At 65.2% G+C, this 16,555-nt stretch carries 18 protein-coding genes and 1 tRNA gene; 11 read left to right on the forward strand and 8 right to left on the reverse strand.

Going from position 1 to position 16,555, the window contains the following annotated elements:
• Nucleotides 1-312 precede the first annotated feature (312 nt).
• The 3 genes from ACZ52D_RS13835 (at nucleotide 313) to ACZ52D_RS13845 (ending at nucleotide 2,876) form a co-directional block, all read left to right on the forward strand.
• Nucleotides 313-624 carry a hypothetical protein gene (locus ACZ52D_RS13835; RefSeq protein ID WP_464441660.1) on the forward strand — a complete coding sequence of 104 codons (312 nt, stop codon included), beginning with the start codon at nucleotides 313-315 and terminating at the stop codon, nucleotides 622-624.
• Nucleotides 625-792: 168 nt separating this feature from the next.
• Nucleotides 793-1,956: a DUF6902 family protein gene (locus tag ACZ52D_RS13840; protein ID WP_464441661.1), complete on the forward strand. Its 1,164-nt coding sequence runs from the start codon at nucleotides 793-795 to the stop codon at nucleotides 1,954-1,956.
• A complete protein-coding gene (locus ACZ52D_RS13845) occupies nucleotides 1,953-2,876 on the forward strand; it encodes a DMT family transporter (protein WP_464441662.1) in 924 nt (307 codons plus the stop codon). Before ACZ52D_RS13840 ends, ACZ52D_RS13845 begins: the two co-directional genes overlap by 4 nt.
• A gap of 110 nt (nucleotides 2,877-2,986) precedes the next feature.
• Here ACZ52D_RS13845 and ACZ52D_RS13850 read toward each other — a convergent pair whose 3' ends face one another.
• Nucleotides 2,987-3,310 carry a HesB/IscA family protein gene (locus ACZ52D_RS13850; protein ID WP_222453455.1) on the reverse strand — a complete coding sequence of 108 codons (324 nt, stop codon included), beginning with the start codon at nucleotides 3,308-3,310 and terminating at the stop codon, nucleotides 2,987-2,989.
• Between the two features lie 100 nt (nucleotides 3,311-3,410).
• Between ACZ52D_RS13850 and ACZ52D_RS13855 the strand changes: the two genes are divergently transcribed.
• The 8 genes from ACZ52D_RS13855 to ACZ52D_RS13890 all read left to right on the forward strand — a co-directional run bounded on the left by ACZ52D_RS13855 (nucleotide 3,411) and on the right by ACZ52D_RS13890 (nucleotide 11,018).
• Nucleotides 3,411-4,562: a deoxyguanosinetriphosphate triphosphohydrolase gene (locus ACZ52D_RS13855; RefSeq protein ID WP_464441663.1), complete on the forward strand. Its 1,152-nt coding sequence runs from the start codon at nucleotides 3,411-3,413 to the stop codon at nucleotides 4,560-4,562.
• Between the two features lie 123 nt (nucleotides 4,563-4,685).
• Complete coding sequence (locus ACZ52D_RS13860) at nucleotides 4,686-4,985, forward strand: YciI family protein (RefSeq protein WP_417472358.1); 300 nt, start codon at nucleotides 4,686-4,688, stop codon at nucleotides 4,983-4,985.
• Nucleotides 4,986-5,132: 147 nt separating this feature from the next.
• On the forward strand, nucleotides 5,133-6,878 hold the full coding sequence (argS, locus tag ACZ52D_RS13865; protein ID WP_417472356.1) for an arginine--tRNA ligase: 1,746 nt from the start codon (nucleotides 5,133-5,135) through the stop codon (nucleotides 6,876-6,878).
• A 120-nt stretch (nucleotides 6,879-6,998) separates the two neighbouring features.
• The gene (locus ACZ52D_RS13870) at nucleotides 6,999-8,225 is read left to right on the forward strand and encodes an SPOR domain-containing protein (RefSeq protein ID WP_464441664.1); all 1,227 of its coding nucleotides are present in this window, start codon (nucleotides 6,999-7,001) and stop codon (nucleotides 8,223-8,225) included.
• Between the two features lie 44 nt (nucleotides 8,226-8,269).
• Nucleotides 8,270-9,277 carry a beta-N-acetylhexosaminidase gene (gene nagZ, locus ACZ52D_RS13875; protein WP_464441665.1) on the forward strand — a complete coding sequence of 336 codons (1,008 nt, stop codon included), beginning with the start codon at nucleotides 8,270-8,272 and terminating at the stop codon, nucleotides 9,275-9,277.
• Nucleotides 9,270-10,064 carry a segregation and condensation protein A gene (locus tag ACZ52D_RS13880; protein WP_464441666.1) on the forward strand — a complete coding sequence of 265 codons (795 nt, stop codon included), beginning with the start codon at nucleotides 9,270-9,272 and terminating at the stop codon, nucleotides 10,062-10,064. Before nagZ ends, ACZ52D_RS13880 begins: the two co-directional genes overlap by 8 nt.
• Entirely contained in the window at nucleotides 10,064-10,744 is a 681-nt protein-coding gene (scpB, locus tag ACZ52D_RS13885; RefSeq protein ID WP_464441667.1) for an SMC-Scp complex subunit ScpB, read from the forward strand. The genes ACZ52D_RS13880 and scpB overlap by 1 nt, the downstream gene beginning before the upstream one ends.
• A gap of 91 nt (nucleotides 10,745-10,835) precedes the next feature.
• Entirely contained in the window at nucleotides 10,836-11,018 is a 183-nt protein-coding gene (locus ACZ52D_RS13890; RefSeq protein WP_222453447.1) for a hypothetical protein, read from the forward strand.
• Nucleotides 11,019-11,055: 37 nt separating this feature from the next.
• Here ACZ52D_RS13890 and ACZ52D_RS13895 read toward each other — a convergent pair whose 3' ends face one another.
• The 7 genes from ACZ52D_RS13895 to rpmF all read right to left on the reverse strand — a co-directional run bounded on the left by ACZ52D_RS13895 (nucleotide 11,056) and on the right by rpmF (nucleotide 16,495).
• Nucleotides 11,056-12,135, reverse strand: coding sequence for a 2'-deoxycytidine 5'-triphosphate deaminase (locus ACZ52D_RS13895; protein WP_222453446.1), 1,080 nt, complete (start codon nucleotides 12,133-12,135; stop codon nucleotides 11,056-11,058).
• Nucleotides 12,136-12,258: 123 nt separating this feature from the next.
• Nucleotides 12,259-12,335 (reverse strand) — tRNA-Pro (locus ACZ52D_RS13900).
• A gap of 93 nt (nucleotides 12,336-12,428) precedes the next feature.
• On the reverse strand, nucleotides 12,429-13,736 hold the full coding sequence (locus ACZ52D_RS13905; RefSeq protein ID WP_464441668.1) for a MerR family transcriptional regulator: 1,308 nt from the start codon (nucleotides 13,734-13,736) through the stop codon (nucleotides 12,429-12,431).
• A gap of 15 nt (nucleotides 13,737-13,751) precedes the next feature.
• Complete coding sequence (ihfA, locus tag ACZ52D_RS13910) at nucleotides 13,752-14,054, reverse strand: integration host factor subunit alpha (protein ID WP_222453444.1); 303 nt, start codon at nucleotides 14,052-14,054, stop codon at nucleotides 13,752-13,754.
• A gap of 89 nt (nucleotides 14,055-14,143) precedes the next feature.
• A complete protein-coding gene (locus ACZ52D_RS13915) occupies nucleotides 14,144-15,121 on the reverse strand; it encodes a beta-ketoacyl-ACP synthase III (protein ID WP_222453443.1) in 978 nt (325 codons plus the stop codon).
• 18 nt (nucleotides 15,122-15,139) lie between these two features.
• Complete coding sequence (gene plsX, locus ACZ52D_RS13920) at nucleotides 15,140-16,252, reverse strand: phosphate acyltransferase PlsX (RefSeq protein WP_369924779.1); 1,113 nt, start codon at nucleotides 16,250-16,252, stop codon at nucleotides 15,140-15,142.
• 36 nt (nucleotides 16,253-16,288) lie between these two features.
• Nucleotides 16,289-16,495 (reverse strand): 50S ribosomal protein L32, encoded by a 207-nt coding sequence (rpmF, locus tag ACZ52D_RS13925; RefSeq protein WP_222453441.1) that lies wholly within the window; start codon nucleotides 16,493-16,495, stop codon nucleotides 16,289-16,291.
• Between the last annotated feature and the right edge of the window lie 60 nt (nucleotides 16,496-16,555).

The following is a 16,555-nucleotide window of genomic DNA, read 5'->3' on the forward strand; positions in this document are numbered from 1 at the left end:
GAGCAAGGTGAATGCGTGCCGGTCAGCCTCCGTTGCGAATCATGCGGGTGTGGCATTCGGGAAACTGCCTTTGTGCATCTGCAAAGCAGCCCTCAGATTTGCGGCGAAGGGCGTGCGTTTCGGCGCATGTGCATAACTTCATCTCTCGCCTGTGGATCGTTTGAAATCATTTTGACCCGCTAGATGACAGTCGAAGAAAGTTCATGTGGGTATAATCATGGATTGTTTGTTGTCGTTAAAATTCTACTTTTTGTTGAGTGATCGCCATGTAAGCGTCAGTGGGGTAACCGTCTCAAACACATGAGGTTTCCGATGTCTGCACTGCGCAAGTTCACCGAATTTTCCGTTTCGCACAGCGAGGAGTCGCCCTTGGCCGATTTGCACGCAGGGGGTGGGGTCGAGATGTTCTCCTCAGGCTCCCTGCCGCAACGGGATGCAGATGTCAGCCTTGGCGAGGCCGTAGGGTGCTTTTCTTCCGGCTCCGCCCCCTCGGCGCGGCTCTCTGACACCGTCAGCGGCAACCAGGTGGGCCTCTATTCCTCCGGGTCGTCACCAGTGGCGCGGGGCAGCCGGGTGGCGATGGACGCCGGTGTGGCAACGGGGCTTTTCTCCTCCGGCAGCTGATCTGAACTGCGCCTTGGCGGGCCCGTCTATATGTCCGCCATCTGCCTAATTTCGCAGGGCACGCCGAGGCACGCTCCCAGGGCGCGGTCAAAACGGCTTTCCTGCTCAATATCGGGCGCACTGGCTGGACAAGACCCTGGCCGGCGCCCCTCGCTCGACGAGGTTTCAATGGCCCAGATCATTCCTCTTTCCGTCCAGCCCTCCGGCGCTGCATTCCATGGAGGCCGCACGGGCTTTGCGCGCGGGTCCATTGGGGGTGGTTCTTCGCCGCAACGGGCGTTGGTCGCGGCCTTCGCGCGGGGCCGCCGTCGCGAGGAGGATGTGTTCTGGCTCAAGGAAAACGCCGAGCTTCTGAACATCCTGCAATGCACGGGGCATCGGTTCGCGGATGATTCGCTCGCGGTTCTGGCCCCGTTTTACGCTGCAGCTCCGCGGCATCTGAGCTTTTTTCGGCAATATTACCGGTTCATCCTGTCCATCTGCCTCGACCTCGAAGATCTCGGGATGGAGGGGGAGAGCGGCGCGCAAATGGCGCAGTGGGCGGCGAGGCAGGGATTGGTGCAGGCCGAACTGTCCGACCTGCAACGGGCCGAGGCCCGCCGCCTGCTGGGGCGCCGCGACGTGCAGTTGGCTGATGCGGGATTGGACGACCGCCTGCGCGGGTTTGCGTCGCGCTCGCAAACCTTTGCCATTCCGAACAAAAAAGCGGCCTACGAGCTGACCCATATCGTCTTCTACCTGTCGGAATACGGGCAACGGGACCCGGATCTGCCGACGCAGGTAAAGACCAGTCTGGAATATGCCGGATTGGTCGCCTTTCTCGATCAGGATGCGGATCTTCTGGCCGAAATCTGCATCGCCCTGCGCTATGCCGGGCACCAGCCGCCGTTGCAGTGGGAGGCCTGGCTCGACCGGGTGTTAACGGAGTTTTCACTCGCAAAAGGAGAGTTTTATGGTGTCAACGACGATTATCACGCGTATTTTGTGGTGAATTGGCTGATGGTTCTCTCGGGCCGCCGTGGTTTTCGGCATCCGGTGCCGCGAACCATTGGCCCAGCAACGGCTGGGGGAGAGGCCGGGACGCGCGGGGGTGGTGTCTCGCGTGGGCTGCTCGTTTCCGGGCCGCAGGGAGGAAGTGTTTTGAAACATTTGTCCGAGGCTGTTTTCAAGGCAGGCGAAACGCGGCCACATTGGCCGTCGATCAAGACCCGCTGCCAGAGCGCCTTGACGCCGCAGGCGCAGCAGGTGCTGAGGTCCGCGGAGCAGAGCTGCGCTGACTTCGACGGCTTTTTCGAGTGTTTTGCCCGTGCGGGCCACGCGGCTCCGGCATGAGCCGCGTTCGGACCCAGAGCCTTCTCGGCGCCCTGCTTGTGGTGATCTACACGGGGTTGATCGCCTCGGCCGATGGCATAACCAAGGTCCTGGCAGGGGGCTATGGCCCGGTGCAGATCTACGCCTTGTCCGGGGCGGTCGTTGTGCTGTTGTGCCGCCTCGCCGACCGGCTCCCGGGGCAGCGCCGGGGGTTCGCCACCAGCTGCCCGCGTGCGACGGCCTTGCGCAGCCTCGCAACGGTCATCGCCGCGATTTGCTTTTTTCAGGCCTTCCGGCTGCTGCCCTTTGCAGAAGTCTTCGTGTTCATCGGTCTCATGCCATTGCTGGCCGGGGCGATGTCGGGCGCGCTGCTGAACGAGCCGGTGCGCCCGGCGGCCTGGCTGGCACTGCTGGCGGGGTTCGCCGGGATGCTGTTTCTCTTTCCACGCGGCCTGGCAACGGTCTCGGCCGGTCATCTGCTGGCCTTGATGGCGGCGGTTGCGGGCACGTTCTCGATGACCATGGCGCGCTACATCGGCCGTTACGAGGCGAAACCGCTTGTCCAGGTCTTCTACCCGAATCTGTGCCTTTGCCTGCTGATGCTCCTGCTGGTTCCCTTTGCCTGGCAGCCCATGTCCGCAGGGGACGTGGGGTGGGTGCTGGCCTATGCGCTGCTGCTGTTTGCGGCCCGTTGGTTGCTGGTGGTAGCGCTGCGGCTTCTGGCCTCTTATGCGGTCACGCCGCTGATGAACTTGCAATTCATCTGGATGGCGGCCATTGGCGCGCTCGGGTTCGGGGAGTACCCGCCATTGACCACCTATGTCGGGGGGCTCGTCGTCGTGGGCTCGGGGCTGTATCTGGTGTGGGATCAATTCGCGCCGCGCGGGCCGCAAACGGCTGCGCAACCGACGCGACCGGCGCGGCTGCGCACCGATCCCTGAAGCTGCCCGGCACAGGTGGCGCGTGCAGCCCGCGGTGTGGCCAATGGCCGTCAGTCAGTGGGCTGTCAGAGCCGCCGGAGATCCCATCAGATGCCCCGGACGCCCCGCGCTTACATCGAAAAAGACGTCCCGCAGCCGCAGCTGGAGGTGGCGTTGGGGTTTTCGATGGTGAAACGCGCGCCGATCAGCTCTTCGGTGAAATCGATCACCGCGTTTTCCAGGAAGGGCAGAGACACCGTGTCGACCACGACTTTCTCACCCTGGCCTTCCAGAACCAGGTCGTCAGGCTTGGCTTCGTCCAGCGCGATCTCGTACTGAAAGCCGGAACAGCCGCCGCCTTCCACTGCGATACGCAGCGCCTGACCCTGTGCAGCGGCGCCGATTTCGGCCAGCCGGGCAAAGGCGCGGTCGGTCACTTTGGGGGGCAGTTGCATGGTCGTTCTCCGCAGGCTCAGGTTGCAGCGCAAAGCTTTATATAGAAAGGTGCAGTAAAAGCGGCAAGATGTAGAGCCTGTTCGGGGGGAAAGATTTCTGATGCATGCACCATATGCCACCATGCCGGAGCGCAGCCGTGGACGTCAGGTCGCCGAGGAAGAAAGCTCCTTTCGGTCCCCGTACCAGCGTGACCGCGACCGCATCATCCACGCCAGCGCCTTTCGGCGGCTGAAGCACAAGACGCAGGTTTTCGTCGAGCACGAAGGCGACAACTACCGCACCCGGCTCACCCATTCGATCGAGGTGGGGCAGGTGGGCCGCACCATTGCCGGCGCGCTGGGGCTGAACCAGGAGCTGACCGAGGCGGTGGCGCTGGCGCATGATCTGGGCCACACGCCCTTTGGCCACACCGGCGAGGATGCGCTGCATGCGCTGATGGCACCCTATGGCGGTTTTGACCACAACGCCCAAGCCATCCGCATCGTGACCCGGCTGGAGCGTCACTACGCCGCCTTCGATGGCTTGAACCTCACCTGGGAAACCCTTGAGGCGATTGCCAAGCACAATGGCCCGGTGGTGGGGGAGCTGCCCTGGGCGCTGGCCGAGTGCAATGCGGAAATAGACCTCGAGCTGCACAGCCACGCCAGTGCCGAGGCGCAGGTGGCGGCGCTTTCCGATGATATCGCCTATAACAACCACGACCTTCAGGACGGGCTGCGCGCCGGGCTGTTCACCGATGCGGATATCGCCGATTTGCCGCTGATCGGGCCCTGTTATGCCGAGGTCGATCGGATCTACCCCGGCCTGGAGGCCAACCGCCGCCGCCATGAGGCGCTGCGCCGGTTCTTCGGGGTTCTGGTAGGGGATGTGATCGACACCGCCCGCGCCAACCTGTCGAACAGCGGCGTGCAGTCGGTGGAGGAGGTGCGGGCGCTCGGGCGACCGGTGGTGACGTTCTCGGACGGCTTGTGGCGCGATCTGAAGGAGGTGCGGAGCTTTCTGTTCACCCGGATGTACCGCGCGCCCTCGGTGATGGAGAAGCGGGCCAAGGTTGCCAGCGTGGTCGAGGCGCTGTTTCCGCATTTCCTGGACAACCCGGCGCATATGCCGGAGCGCTGGCAGCCGGAAATCGCGGCGGCCCCCGACCGCGTCGCGCGTGCGCGCATCGTTTCCGACTACATTGCCGGCATGACGGACCGCTTCGCCCTGCAACAGTACGAGCGGCTGTTCGGCACCCCGGTCAAGGTGTGACGCCTGCGGGTCGGCGACCGGCGCGCAGCCGATCTGGCCCTAAGCGAGGCTTGCGGCTGGCCCTATGACACGGTGCCGCCATGGCGGTAAGCCGCAGAGAGGGCTGCAACAAGGGGAAGCGTTATGGCGCGCTGGACGGTCACATTCACGGACAGGCCGGAGATGGACCGGGTGCGCGGCGACAAGCGGCGGCGCGAAGCGCATATTGCCTTTGTGCGGGCGCATCCCGAGTTGCAGATCGGCGGTGCGCTGGCGATGCGGCCGATGCAGGATTTTCCCGGGGCGATCTGGAATGTCGAGGCCGAGACCCGGCAAGACGTGGAACGGCTGATCCGGCAGGACCCCTATTTCACGGACGCCCTGCGCAGCTATCGGATCCGACGCTGGGGCACGGCGGCTGCGCTGCAGGGCAGCGGCAGCTGACGGCCGTGGCCCGTGGGGGCGAAAGCCGGTCCGACCCGATGAATTCTGCGTCCCGCACCCGGGGATGAGGCCCGCAGTGGCGGCAAGGCTGTTGACCCTGCCTCTGCCCCTCGGTATCCGCCTCTGTGAACATATGGGACGCCAGATATGAACCTCTTTACCGATATCCGCTCGCTTGTGATTGACAGCCTCACCGCCATGACCACGGAGGGCGTGCTGCCGGAAGGCCTCGATTTTGCCAATGTCGCGGTGGAACCGCCGCGCGATGCCGCCCATGGGGACATGGCGACCAATGCCGCCATGGTGCTGGCCAAGCCTGCCAAGATGAAACCGCGCGACATCGCCGAGGCGCTGGCGGCCAAATTGGCCGCGGATGACCGCGTCACCTCGGCCGAGGTGGCAGGCCCTGGCTTTTTGAACCTGCGCCTCGCTCCGGGCATCTGGCAGGGGGTGCTGAAATCGGTCCTGGACGCAGGCACGGATTACGGCCGTTCGGACATGGGGGCAGGCAAGCGGGTGAACGTGGAATACGTTTCCGCCAACCCGACCGGCCCGCTGCACGTGGGCCACACCCGCGGCGCGGTGTTCGGCGATGCTCTGGCCTCGCTCTTGGCCTATGCGGGCTACGACGTGACGCGCGAATACTACATCAACGATGGTGGCGGTCAGGTCGACGTGCTGGCGCGCTCCGTCTACCTGCGCTACCTGGAGGCACACGGCCAGGAGATCGCCTTTGCCGACGGCACCTATCCCGGCGATTATCTGAAGCCGGTCGGCCAGGCGCTGAAGGATAAAGTGGGGGATGCCTATCTCGATCAGCCCGAAGACGTCTGGCTGGCCGAGGTGCGCGAATTCTCCACCGATGCGATGATGGAATTGATCCGCGAGGATCTGGCCCAGCTCGGCATCGAGATGGATGTGTTCTATTCGGAAAAATCGCTCTACGGCACCGGCAAGATCGAGGCCGCGCTGGCCGCGCTCGAAGCCAAGGGGCTGATCTACCAGGGCGTGCTGGAGCCGCCGAAGGGCAAGAAGCCCGATGATTGGGAGCCGCGCGAGCAGACGCTGTTCAAATCCACCGATCACGGCGATGACGTCGACCGCGCGGTGAAGAAATCCGACGGCTCCTGGACCTATTTCGCGCCCGACATCGCCTATCACTACGACAAGGTGGAACGCGGCTTTGACGAGCTGATCGACATCTTCGGCGCCGACCACGGCGGTTACGTCAAGCGGATGAAGGCGGCGGTGTCGGCGCTGTCCGACGGCAAGGTGCCGCTGGACATCAAGCTGTGCCAGCTGGTCAAGCTGTTCAAGGACGGCCAGGAATTCAAGATGTCCAAGCGCGCGGGCACCTTCGTTACCCTGCGCGACGTGGTTGATGCGGTGGGCGCTGATGTCACCCGCTTCATGCTGCTGACGCGCAAGAACGACCAGGGCTTCGACTTTGACCTCGACAAGGCGCTGGAGCAGTCCAAGGACAACCCGGTGTTCTACGTGCAATATGCCAACGCGCGGATCTGCTCGACCCTGCGTAAGGCGGGCGAGCAGGGCATTGCGGCCGATGACGCGACGCTGAAGGCGGCCGATCTGGCGCTGATTGCCGATCCGGCGCAGCTCGCGGTGGCTAAGAAGCTGGCCGAATGGCCGCGCCAGGTCGAGATCGCCGCACGCACCCATGAACCGCACCGGATTGCCTTCTATCTCTATGATCTGGCATCGGAATTGCACGGACTGTACCACCTCGGCAAATCGCAGGAAGGTTTACGATTTGTTAACGAGAGCAGCCAATCGGCAACACATGCGAATTTGGCTCTGGCGCGGGCCGTTTCCGTTGTCATTTCTGCGGGGCTTGGTATTCTTGGCGTCAAACCGGCAGAAGAGATGCGATAACCACCGGGGGCGCCAGCTCTCGATGGTATAAATTCCACATTCCGCTGGTATGAGGCAGTTCAAGAGACTTGGAAAGCAGCGCCCCACGGGGTGCTGCTGCACCGGGCAGTGAGGCGGACAATGGCGTATTTCGCGCAGGCAGGCCAGGGGCGTGCCTTCACCCAAGGTGATGTTCAGGAACAGGAAACAGCCGCAAGCGGTGCCTACGGGCAGGGCTATGCGGGGGGATATCAGGCGCAGGTGAACCCGGCCCCCGGCTACCAGCCGCAGGGGTATCAGGCGCAGGGGTATCAGCCGCAAAGCTACGCGCCGCAGGGCTATCCCGCCGAACAGGCATATGTCGGCCCAGGGGCCGAGCCGCAATATACCTACGCCGAACCGGATGAATTCGGCTATGTGCCGCCTGCGCCGGGACAGGCCCGTGCGGGCATGACGCAGACGCTCAGGCTGCTGGGTGCTGCGGCATCGGTGGCGCTCGTCGCCGGGGTCGGTGTCTGGGGCTACAAGCTGGTGATGCGGGATGTCAGCGGTGTGCCGGTTGTGCGCGCAGCCGAAGGCCCGATGCGGGAGGCTCCGGCCAACCCCGGCGGCATCCAGGCCGACCATCAGGGGCTGGCGGTGAATGCCGTGGCCGCGCAGGGCAGCGCCGCCGCGCCAGCCGATCGGCTGACGCTGGCACCTGCCGCCATCGAACTGACCGAGGACGACAAGCCGCAAGCACTGCTGACCGCGCAGGTCTCTGCGCAACAGGCGGCCGCCACGGCCCAGCCCGCCGAGGATGCGGGCGTCAGCGAGGCCGCGGTTGCCTCCTTCCAGAACGGCGATATCGATGCGCTGGTGGCCGAACTGGCGGCCGAAGCCGAAAGCCTCTCGGCGGCCACTCCGGCCTCGGCCCCCGCCATCGTGCAGCCGGAACCGCTGCGCCCGGCACTGGCGGACGCGGCCAAGATTTCTCCGGCCTTGTTGAATGCACCGGGCGTGAAACGCTCTCTGCGCCCGCCGGCCCGTCCGGCGCGGATCACCCGGACCGCGGCCGCCGCTCCGGCGGTTGCCGCCAGCCGCACCACGGTGGAAGTCGACCCCGCCACCCTGCCGCCAGGCACACGGCTCGCGCAACTCGGGGCCTATGAAAGCGCCGAGATCGCCCGCGCCGAGTGGGATCGGATCTACGCGCGGTTCTCTGATTTCCTGGCAGGCAAGCAGCGGGTGATCCAGCGCGCCGAAAGCGGCGGTCGCACCTTCTACCGGCTGAGGGCGATGGGGTTCGAAGGGCTGTCGGACACCCGCCGGTTCTGCTCGGCGCTGGTGGCTGGCGATGCGGACTGCATTCCTGTAACCACACGCTGACGACGCCCCGCACGGCGGGGTCGGGCCGCACAGCAGGAGGAAGCATGACCTACGGAGCCACCATCCTCGACGCCGAAGGGCTTCGCCTCAGCGCGGAGGAAAAGGCGTTTTTCCGTGATGCGAACCCTTTCGGGTTCATCCTGTTTGCCCGCAACATCGAAAGTGCCGACCAGACCCGCGCCCTGTGCGATGACTTCCGCGAGGCGGTGGGCCGCGACTGCCTCATCACCATCGACCAGGAGGGCGGACGGGTGCAGCGGCTGCGGGCGCCGCTGGCGCGCGACTGGCTGCCGCCGCTGGACCATGTGCAGCGGGCCGGCGCGGGGGCTGAGCGGGCGATGTACCTGCGTTACCGCCTGATCGCGCATGAGCTGCGCGCGCTTGGCATCGACAGCAACTGCGCGCCGGTGGGCGATGTCGCCTGCGCGGTGACGCATCCGTTTCTGAAGAACCGCTGTTATGGCAGCGACGCGGCGGCGGTGGCCCGACTGGGCCGCGCGGTGGCAGAGGCGCATCTCGACGGTGGCGTGTTGCCGGTGCTGAAGCATCTGCCCGGCCATGGCCGCGCCACTGCCGACAGCCACAAGGACCTGCCGCGGGTGAGCGCCCCGGCGGTGGAGTTGGAACAGGCGGATTTCGCGGCCTTTCAGGCGTTGAATGACCTGCCGATGGCGATGACCGCGCATCTGGTCTACGAGGCCTATGACGCCGAGCGCCCGGCCACCATATCGCCGGTGATGACGCAGCTGATCCGCGAGACAATCGGCTTTGGCGGCCTTCTGATGAGCGACGACATCTCGATGAAGGCACTGCGCGGCGCGCCGCAGGACATTGCCCGCGCCACCATCGCGGCGGGCTGCGACGTGGTTCTGTTCTGCAACGCCCCCCTGGCCGAGCGCCGCGCCGTGGCGGAGGCGGCCGGGCAGATGACCGCGGCAGCGCAATCCCGCGCAGAGGCCGCTCTGGCTGCCCGCAAGGCCCCTGCGGAGCTTGACATTCAGGCCGCCGAAGACGAACTTGCCGCCCTCATGGGCGGGCAGGTGTATGGCTGAGCAGACACTCTTTTCAGAGAAGGATCCAAGTGTAGAGGAACGGCTGGCGGCCGAGGCCTTGATCGTGGACGTGGACGGCTTTGAAGGGCCGCTGGACCTGCTCTTGACGCTGTCGCGCACCCAGAAGGTCGACCTGCGCCGCATTTCCGTGCTGGAGCTGGCCAAGCAGTATCTGACCTTCGTCAACCGCGCCAAGGAACTGCGGATCGAGCTGGCGGCCGACTACCTGGTGATGGCGGCCTGGCTGGCGTTCCTGAAATCGCGCCTGCTGCTGCCGCCGGATCCGGAGGAGGAAGGCCCCTCGGGCGAGGAGCTTGCCGCCCACCTCGCGTTCCAGCTGGAGCGGTTGCAGGCGATGCGGGATGCGGCCGCGAAACTGATGGCGCGCGACCGCCTGGGGCGTGACTTCTTTGCCCGCGGCGAGGAGGAAAACGTCGCGCGGATCAAGACCGTCACCTATACCGCCAACCTGTTGGATCTGATGCAGGCCTATGCCCGCATCCGCACCAAGGAAGATTTCCGCCCCTTCGTGATGGACCACGACTCGGTCTTCACCATGGAGGAGGCGCTGGACCGGATGCGGCACCTTTTGGGCTTTACCGGCGACTGGACCGACCTGATCAGCTATCTGCCCGATGGCTGGCACAGCGATCCGGTCAAGCGCCGCTCGGCCACCGCCGCGACCTTTGCCGCCTCTCTGCAGTTGGTCAAGGAAGGCAAGGCCGAGCTGCGCCAGAGCGAAACATTTGCGCCGATCCAGCTGCGCAGCCTCGACGAGGACGAATGATGGAAGATCAGATGATGTACGGGCCGTCCACTTCCGGGCGGACCGAGAATGATACGCTGTTCGATGCGCCGCCGATGGCCGAGCAGGAGCGGATGGTAGAGGCGGTGCTGTTTGCCAGTGCCGAGCCGGTCACCTTGCGTGACCTTGAGGGGCGGATGCCGCCGGGCTGCAACCCGCGCGAGGCGCTGGAGCATCTGCGCAAGCGCTACGAGGGGCGCGGCGTGCGAGTGGTGCGGCTGGGCGAGGCCTGGGCGATCCGCACCGCGCCGGACCTCGGCTTCCTGATGCAGAAGGAAACCACCGAGCTGCGCAAGCTCAGCCGTGCCGCGATCGAGACGCTAGCGATCGTTGCCTATCACCAGCCGGTCACCCGTGCGGAGATCGAAGAGATTCGCGGTGTCTCCGTTTCGCGGGGCACCATCGATCAGCTTCTCGAGATGAACTGGATCCGTCTCGGCCGCCGTCGGATGACGCCGGGACGGCCGGTGACTTTCGTGGTGACGCCGGAGTTCCTCGATCATTTCGGTCTCGAGAGTGCGCGCGATCTGCCGGGCCTGAAAGAGCTGCGCGCCGCGGGCCTGCTGGAAAACCGGCCGCCGCCGGGCTCCTTGCCGCTCGGGCAAGGCGATTCCGACGACGACGAACCTGCGGACGAGCAGGCGGAACTCTTCGAGGAATAGACGGCCCTCCGCCGGTTTGGCGGGGCCATGCCTCGAAATCGCCAAGCTTTGCGCCTAGGCTGGCCTCTGAACGTCAGGGGAGGCATCGGCCATGACACTGAATGCGATCGTGAACATGGTGCTGCGGCGCCTGCTGCGCCGCGCGGTCAACATGGGCATCAATGCATCGATCAAGGCGGCCTCCAACCGGGGGCAGGCCGCCCGCCGAGATATCGCGCGGGAGGACACGGCCTCGGGCATTCCACGGGTCAAACAGCGCCGCAGACCGAAATAGATCTTCGGGTCAGGCGGCCGCAGCCGCCGTGATGGGGCTACTCCGGCGATTTGAAGTGTTTGGAGAGCTTCAGCCCTTGGCCCTGGTAGTTGGAGGCAATGCCCGCGCCATAGAGCTGCTGCGGCACCTCGGCCATCTTCTCGTAGACCAGCCGCCCAACGACCTGCCCGTGTTCAAGCACAAAGGGCGCTTCGTGGCAGCGCACTTCCAGCACGCCGCGCGATCCGGTGCCACCGGCGGCATCATGGCCGAAGCCAGGGTCGAAGAAGCCCGCGTAATGCACCCGGAATTCGCCAACCATCGCCAGGTAGGGGGCCATCTCGGCGGCATAGGCGGGCGGGATATGCACCGACTCGCGGCTGACCAGGATGTAAAAGGCACCGGGATCGAGGATGATGCGGCCATCCTTGGTGCGCACCTCTTCCCAGTACTCCTGCGGGTCGTATTCGCCGATCCGGTCCAGATCGATGACCCCGGTATGTGGCTTGGCGCGGTAGCCGACCAAATCCGTGCCGGGCAGCTTCAGATCGACCGAAAAGCCAAGTCCGTCCTCGATCACCGCGGGGCCGTCCACCAGCGGCGTACCGGCGTGCAGCATCTTCAGTTCGGCGTCCGACAGCACCGCCTGCCCGGTGCGGAACCGGATCTGGTTCAGCCGCATGCCCGGCCGCACCAGCACTGAGAACGACCGCGGGCAGATTTCGGCGTAGAGCGGGCCGCTGTAACCCGGCTTGATCCGGTCGAATTCCTCGCCGCCATCGGTGATGGTGCGGGTCAGAAGGTCGAGGCGCCCGGTCGAGCTTTTGGCGTTGGCCACTGCCGAGACGGTGTCGGGCAGGGCCAGGCTCTCCATCAGCGGCACCACGTAGACGCAACCCTTCTCGAGCACCGCACCCTCGCTGAGGTCAATGCGGTGCATTTCAAACTCGCTCAGCCGGTCAGAGACGCTGCTGCCCTGTCCTGCGAGGAAAGAGGCGCGCACGCGGTAGGCGACCCGGCCCAGCCGCAGGTCCAGGCTGGCGGGTTGGACCTGGCCTTCCGCGCAGGGAGCATCAAGGATGATCTCACCACGTTCCAGCATCTTTTCAATGGTTTGGCCGGGCAATACGCCTGTCATCTTCTGCTCCCTCCGCACCGGTGTTCCGGTAATGCTGTCCCATCGGAGGGTTTCGCGCAATTGGCAAAACCTCCGCGGGATATGAAAACACCCGGTCGCCAGAAGCAACCGGGTGTTTTTCAATGGTCGGGCTAGCAGGACTCGAACCTGCGACCTTCCGTCCCCCAGACGGACGCGCTACCAGGCTGCGCCATAGCCCGTTGAGGAGCCTTCTAACCTTTTTCGCGGCAGGGGCAAGAGGGGGCGATGAAGTTTTTTCCAAAACAGGCGGAAAACTTTGCCGGAGGCTGCATTTAGCGGCCGTCGATCCAGGCCCGCAGCGCCTGGGCGCAATCGGCGATCTCCGCGGTGAGGTGCGGCGGCAGCTGTTCCAGTTGCGCCAGATGCGTCAGCACGCCGGGCACCACAGATTGCGGTGCGGCGGCGGGTGCGGGTTGCGGTCTTTCCACCGTCGAAGGCTGTTCAGCATCCAGTTGCGGCAGATCCACCGGTCTGGCGCTGGCAGCGACGCCAGCTGTGGCGGTGGACACCGGGGCAGCGGGCGCAGCGGCTGGCAAGTCCGCGGGTTCCGGCTCCTCCTCGAAGCCGGCGGCGAAGTCCAGCGGCTGGACCTGGCGGCTGGCCTCATCGAGATCCTGCGGCGGGAAGGGGGCCGAATCCGTGTCCTCTGGCTCAGGCTCCTGTGCAGGCGCTTGTGCCTCGGCAGCCGTGCTCTCCGGCGGCAGGGCAGTCGCCTCGTCGCCGAAGTCCAGCGGCATGTCGGGTACAAGGTCCGCCGCCGCCAGCAAGGCGTCCTCCGGTTGCGGGTCGGCCATCTCGGTTTCGATCTGCGGTGGTTCAGACAGCACCAGTGTGTCCGGGCCAACGGATTCGGGGGCCGGGTTTGCCGCGGGCGAAGCGAGATCTTCGAAAGCGGGGCGGGAGACCTCAGCCAAAGGCTGCAGCGATTCGCTGTCCGACATTGTGGCGGTCTCCCCTTGCGGCTCCGCCGCGGTCTCGAACTCAGTCTCGGATTCGGCGTGATGCGGCAGCGCTTCGGGGGCAGGGGCCTCTTGTGTCGAGGCGGGGAAGTCCATCTGCATCTGCGGCGCAGGCGCTGCCTCCTCGGGCGCGGGCGCGGGCGTGGCGGGATCGGAGTTCAGAGGTGGGGCGGTCTTGGCTGCGGCGGCCGGGAAGCCGAGCACATTGTCACTGGTGGCAGCGGCGGCGGGCTGCGCCTCCTGCGCCAGCTGCATGCTTTCCTGCCAGTCGCTGCCCAGGGTGTCGGCGGCAGGCTGCGGATCAGCGGGCGTCCGCGGACCGTCGTCCTGCGGGCTGTCTTCGCCATCCAGCGGCTGCGACAGGGCGGCAACATGGGACACGCCGCGGTCGCGTAGCAAGGTCTGCACGTCCTTGATGCTCAGCCCGTCATCATGCAGCAGCTTGCGGATGCCGCCGAGCAGCAGCATGTCCGCAGGCCGGTAGTAGCGGCGCCCACCGGCCCGCTTGACAGGTTTGACCTGGGTGAACTTGCTCTCCCAGAAGCGCAGTACATGCGCCTGCACGCCCAGCCATTCCGCAACTTCGCTGATGGTGCGGAAGGCATCCGGTGATTTCGACATGGCTGTTTGGTCCCGTTACTTACGGTTGCCCTCTGCCACGCGGTCTTTCATCAGGTGGGACGGCCGGAAGGTCAGCACGCGGCGCGGCTGGATCGGCACCTCTTCGCCAGTCTTCGGGTTGCGCCCGACGCGGGCCGACTTGTCCCTTACGCTGAATGTCCCGAACGAGGAGATCTTCACCTGTTCGCCGCGCACCAGGGCGTCCGACATATGTTGCAGCATGCTTTCCACCAGCTGCGCGCTTTCATTGCGCGACAGGCCGACTTCGCGGAAAACCGCTTCGCTCAAATCCATTCGTGTCAGTGTTTTTTCGCCCATACCATTCCCCGTTGTTTCCCAAAGCATAGGGCGCAGAGAATTTCCCTGTCAATATCAATGAATTGCGGGTGGTCTTTCTGGCGGATCTGCTACCAGCGCAGCACGACGGCTCCCCAGGCGAGCCCGCCGCCAATGGCCTCGGTCACGATCAGGTCGCCCTGCTTGATCTGGCCGCGTGCCTTGCCGACGGAGAGGGCCAGCGGGATCGAGGCGGCGGAGGTGTTGCCGTGATCCTGCACGGTTACCACCACGTTGTCCATGCTCAGTCCCATTTTCTTGGCCGTGCCCTGGATGATGCGGATGTTGGCCTGATGCGGCACGATCCAGTCCACGTCCTCGGCTGCCAGGCCCGCGCGCTCCAGCGCGGTCGTGGCGGTGGAGGCGAGCTTTTCGACGGCGTGGCGGAACACCTGGTTGCCTTGCATCCGCAGATAGCCGGTGGATTGCGTCGACACGCCGCCATCCACATAAAGCAGGTCCTTGTAGCGCCCGTCAGAGTTGAGGTCGGTCGACAGGATGCCGCGGTCGTCGCTGGTGCCGCTCTGCTCCTGGGCTTCCAGCAGCAGCGCCCCGGCGCCATCGCCGAACAGCACGCAGGTCGAGCGGTCGCTCCAGTCCATGATGCGGCTGAAGGTTTCGGCACCGATCACCAGCACCCGCTCCGCCTGGCCCGAGGCCAGCAGCGCATTGGCGTTGGACAGCGCATAGACAAAGCCCGCGCAGACCGCCTGCACGTCAAAGGCAAAGCCGCGGGTCATGCCCAGTTTGGCCTGCACCATGGTGGCGGCCGAGGGGAAGGTGAGGTCGGCGGTGGAGGTGGCGACCACGATGGCATCGACGTCGTCGGCCGTCAGGCCGGCGTCCGCCAGCGCGGCCTCCGCGGCCCTGGCGGCCATGTCGGAGGTCGTCTCACCCTCGGCGGCGAAATGGCGGCGTTCGATGCCGGACCGGGTACGGATCCATTCGTCCGTGGTATCCAGTTCCGGCATTGCTTCGAATTCCGCGTTTTCAACAACCCGTTCGGGGAGATAGTGGCCAGTGCCTACAACTACCGCACGTCGCGTCATCCGGTGCCTGCCTTGTTGTTAGTCTTGATCGGTGGCTGCCCGCAGCGCGCGGTCAGCCGGGTCATCTTGGGGAGGCGCACCGGCAGATGCAACCCGTGCCGCCAGTTTTTCGGCAAAACCCTGCTGCGCCAGCCGGAAGGCCAGTTTCACGGCAGCCGAAACTCCGGTGGCATCGGCGCCGCCGTGGGATTTCACCACGGTGCCGTTCAGGCCCAGGAACACGCCGCCGTTGACGCGCCGCGGGTCCAGCCGTTTCGACAGGCGTTTCAGCGAGGTCATCGCCAACAGCGCGGCAATCCGGGACAGGAAGGAATACTGGAACGCCTCGCGCAGGGCGGTGCGCATCAGCGTGGCGGTGCCTTCGCCGGTCTTGATCGCCACATTGCCGGTGAACCCGTCGGTAACGATCACATCGGCGATGTCGCCGGGAATGTCGCTGCCTTCGACAAAGCCCACGAATTCGAACTGCGACCGCGCCGCGTTCTCGGCGATCAGCCCGTAGGCTTCCTTCAGTTCGGCGCGGCCCTTGTGCTCCTCGGTGCCGACATTCAGCAGGCCCACACGCGGGCAGGCGATGTCCATCGAGTTGCGCACGTAGGAGGTGCCCATCAGCGCGTATTGCAGCAGATCCTCGGCATCCGCCTTTACGTCGGCGCCCACGTCCAGCATCACGTTGAACCCTTGCGGGTTCAGCGACGGCCAGAGAATTGCAATGGCAGGGCGGTTGACGCCTGGCAGTTTGCGCAGGCGCAGCATCGACAGAGCCATCAACGCGCCGGTGTTGCCACAGGATACGGCACCGGCGGCTTCACCATTCTTGACCGCGTCGAGCGCGGACCACATCGAGGTGCCCTTGCCGTTGCGCATCACCTGGGAGGGCTTGTCCTCCATGGTGACCACATCGCGCACGTCGCGGATCTCGACCCGGCCATCCAGGGCACGCCGCTTGTCGACCAGCGGTTTCAGCTGGTCGGCGGGACCGTGAAGAATGAACCCGATATCGGGGTTCTTCTCGGCAGACATAGCAATGCCGGCCACCACAACCGCGGGGCCGGCGTCTCCGCCCATGGCGTCAACAGAAATGGTGATGCGGCCGGCTTTTGCCTGAATGTGATCGGGTTTACCCGTCATGCGAAAGCCTGCCTGGCATCAAATCCTGTCCGTGGCTTACGCCGCGTCCTCGTCGATCTCGATCTCGTCAGCTGCTGCGACAATCTCTTTGTTGTCGTAGTGGCCGCAGGAGGGGCACACGTGGTGCGGGCGTTTCAGCTCGCCGCAGTTGCCGCATTCGTTCGGGTTTGCAGCAACCAAGGCATCGTGCGCGCGGCGGTTGTTGCGGCGCGATTTGGATACTTTGTTCTGTTGGACGGCCATGTCTCAACCTTTGTCTGTTTGGGCCTTGGGGGCAGCCCCGCGGCGCGATTGCGTTCTGTT

This window comes from Leisingera sp. S2M4 (assembly GCF_055398055.1).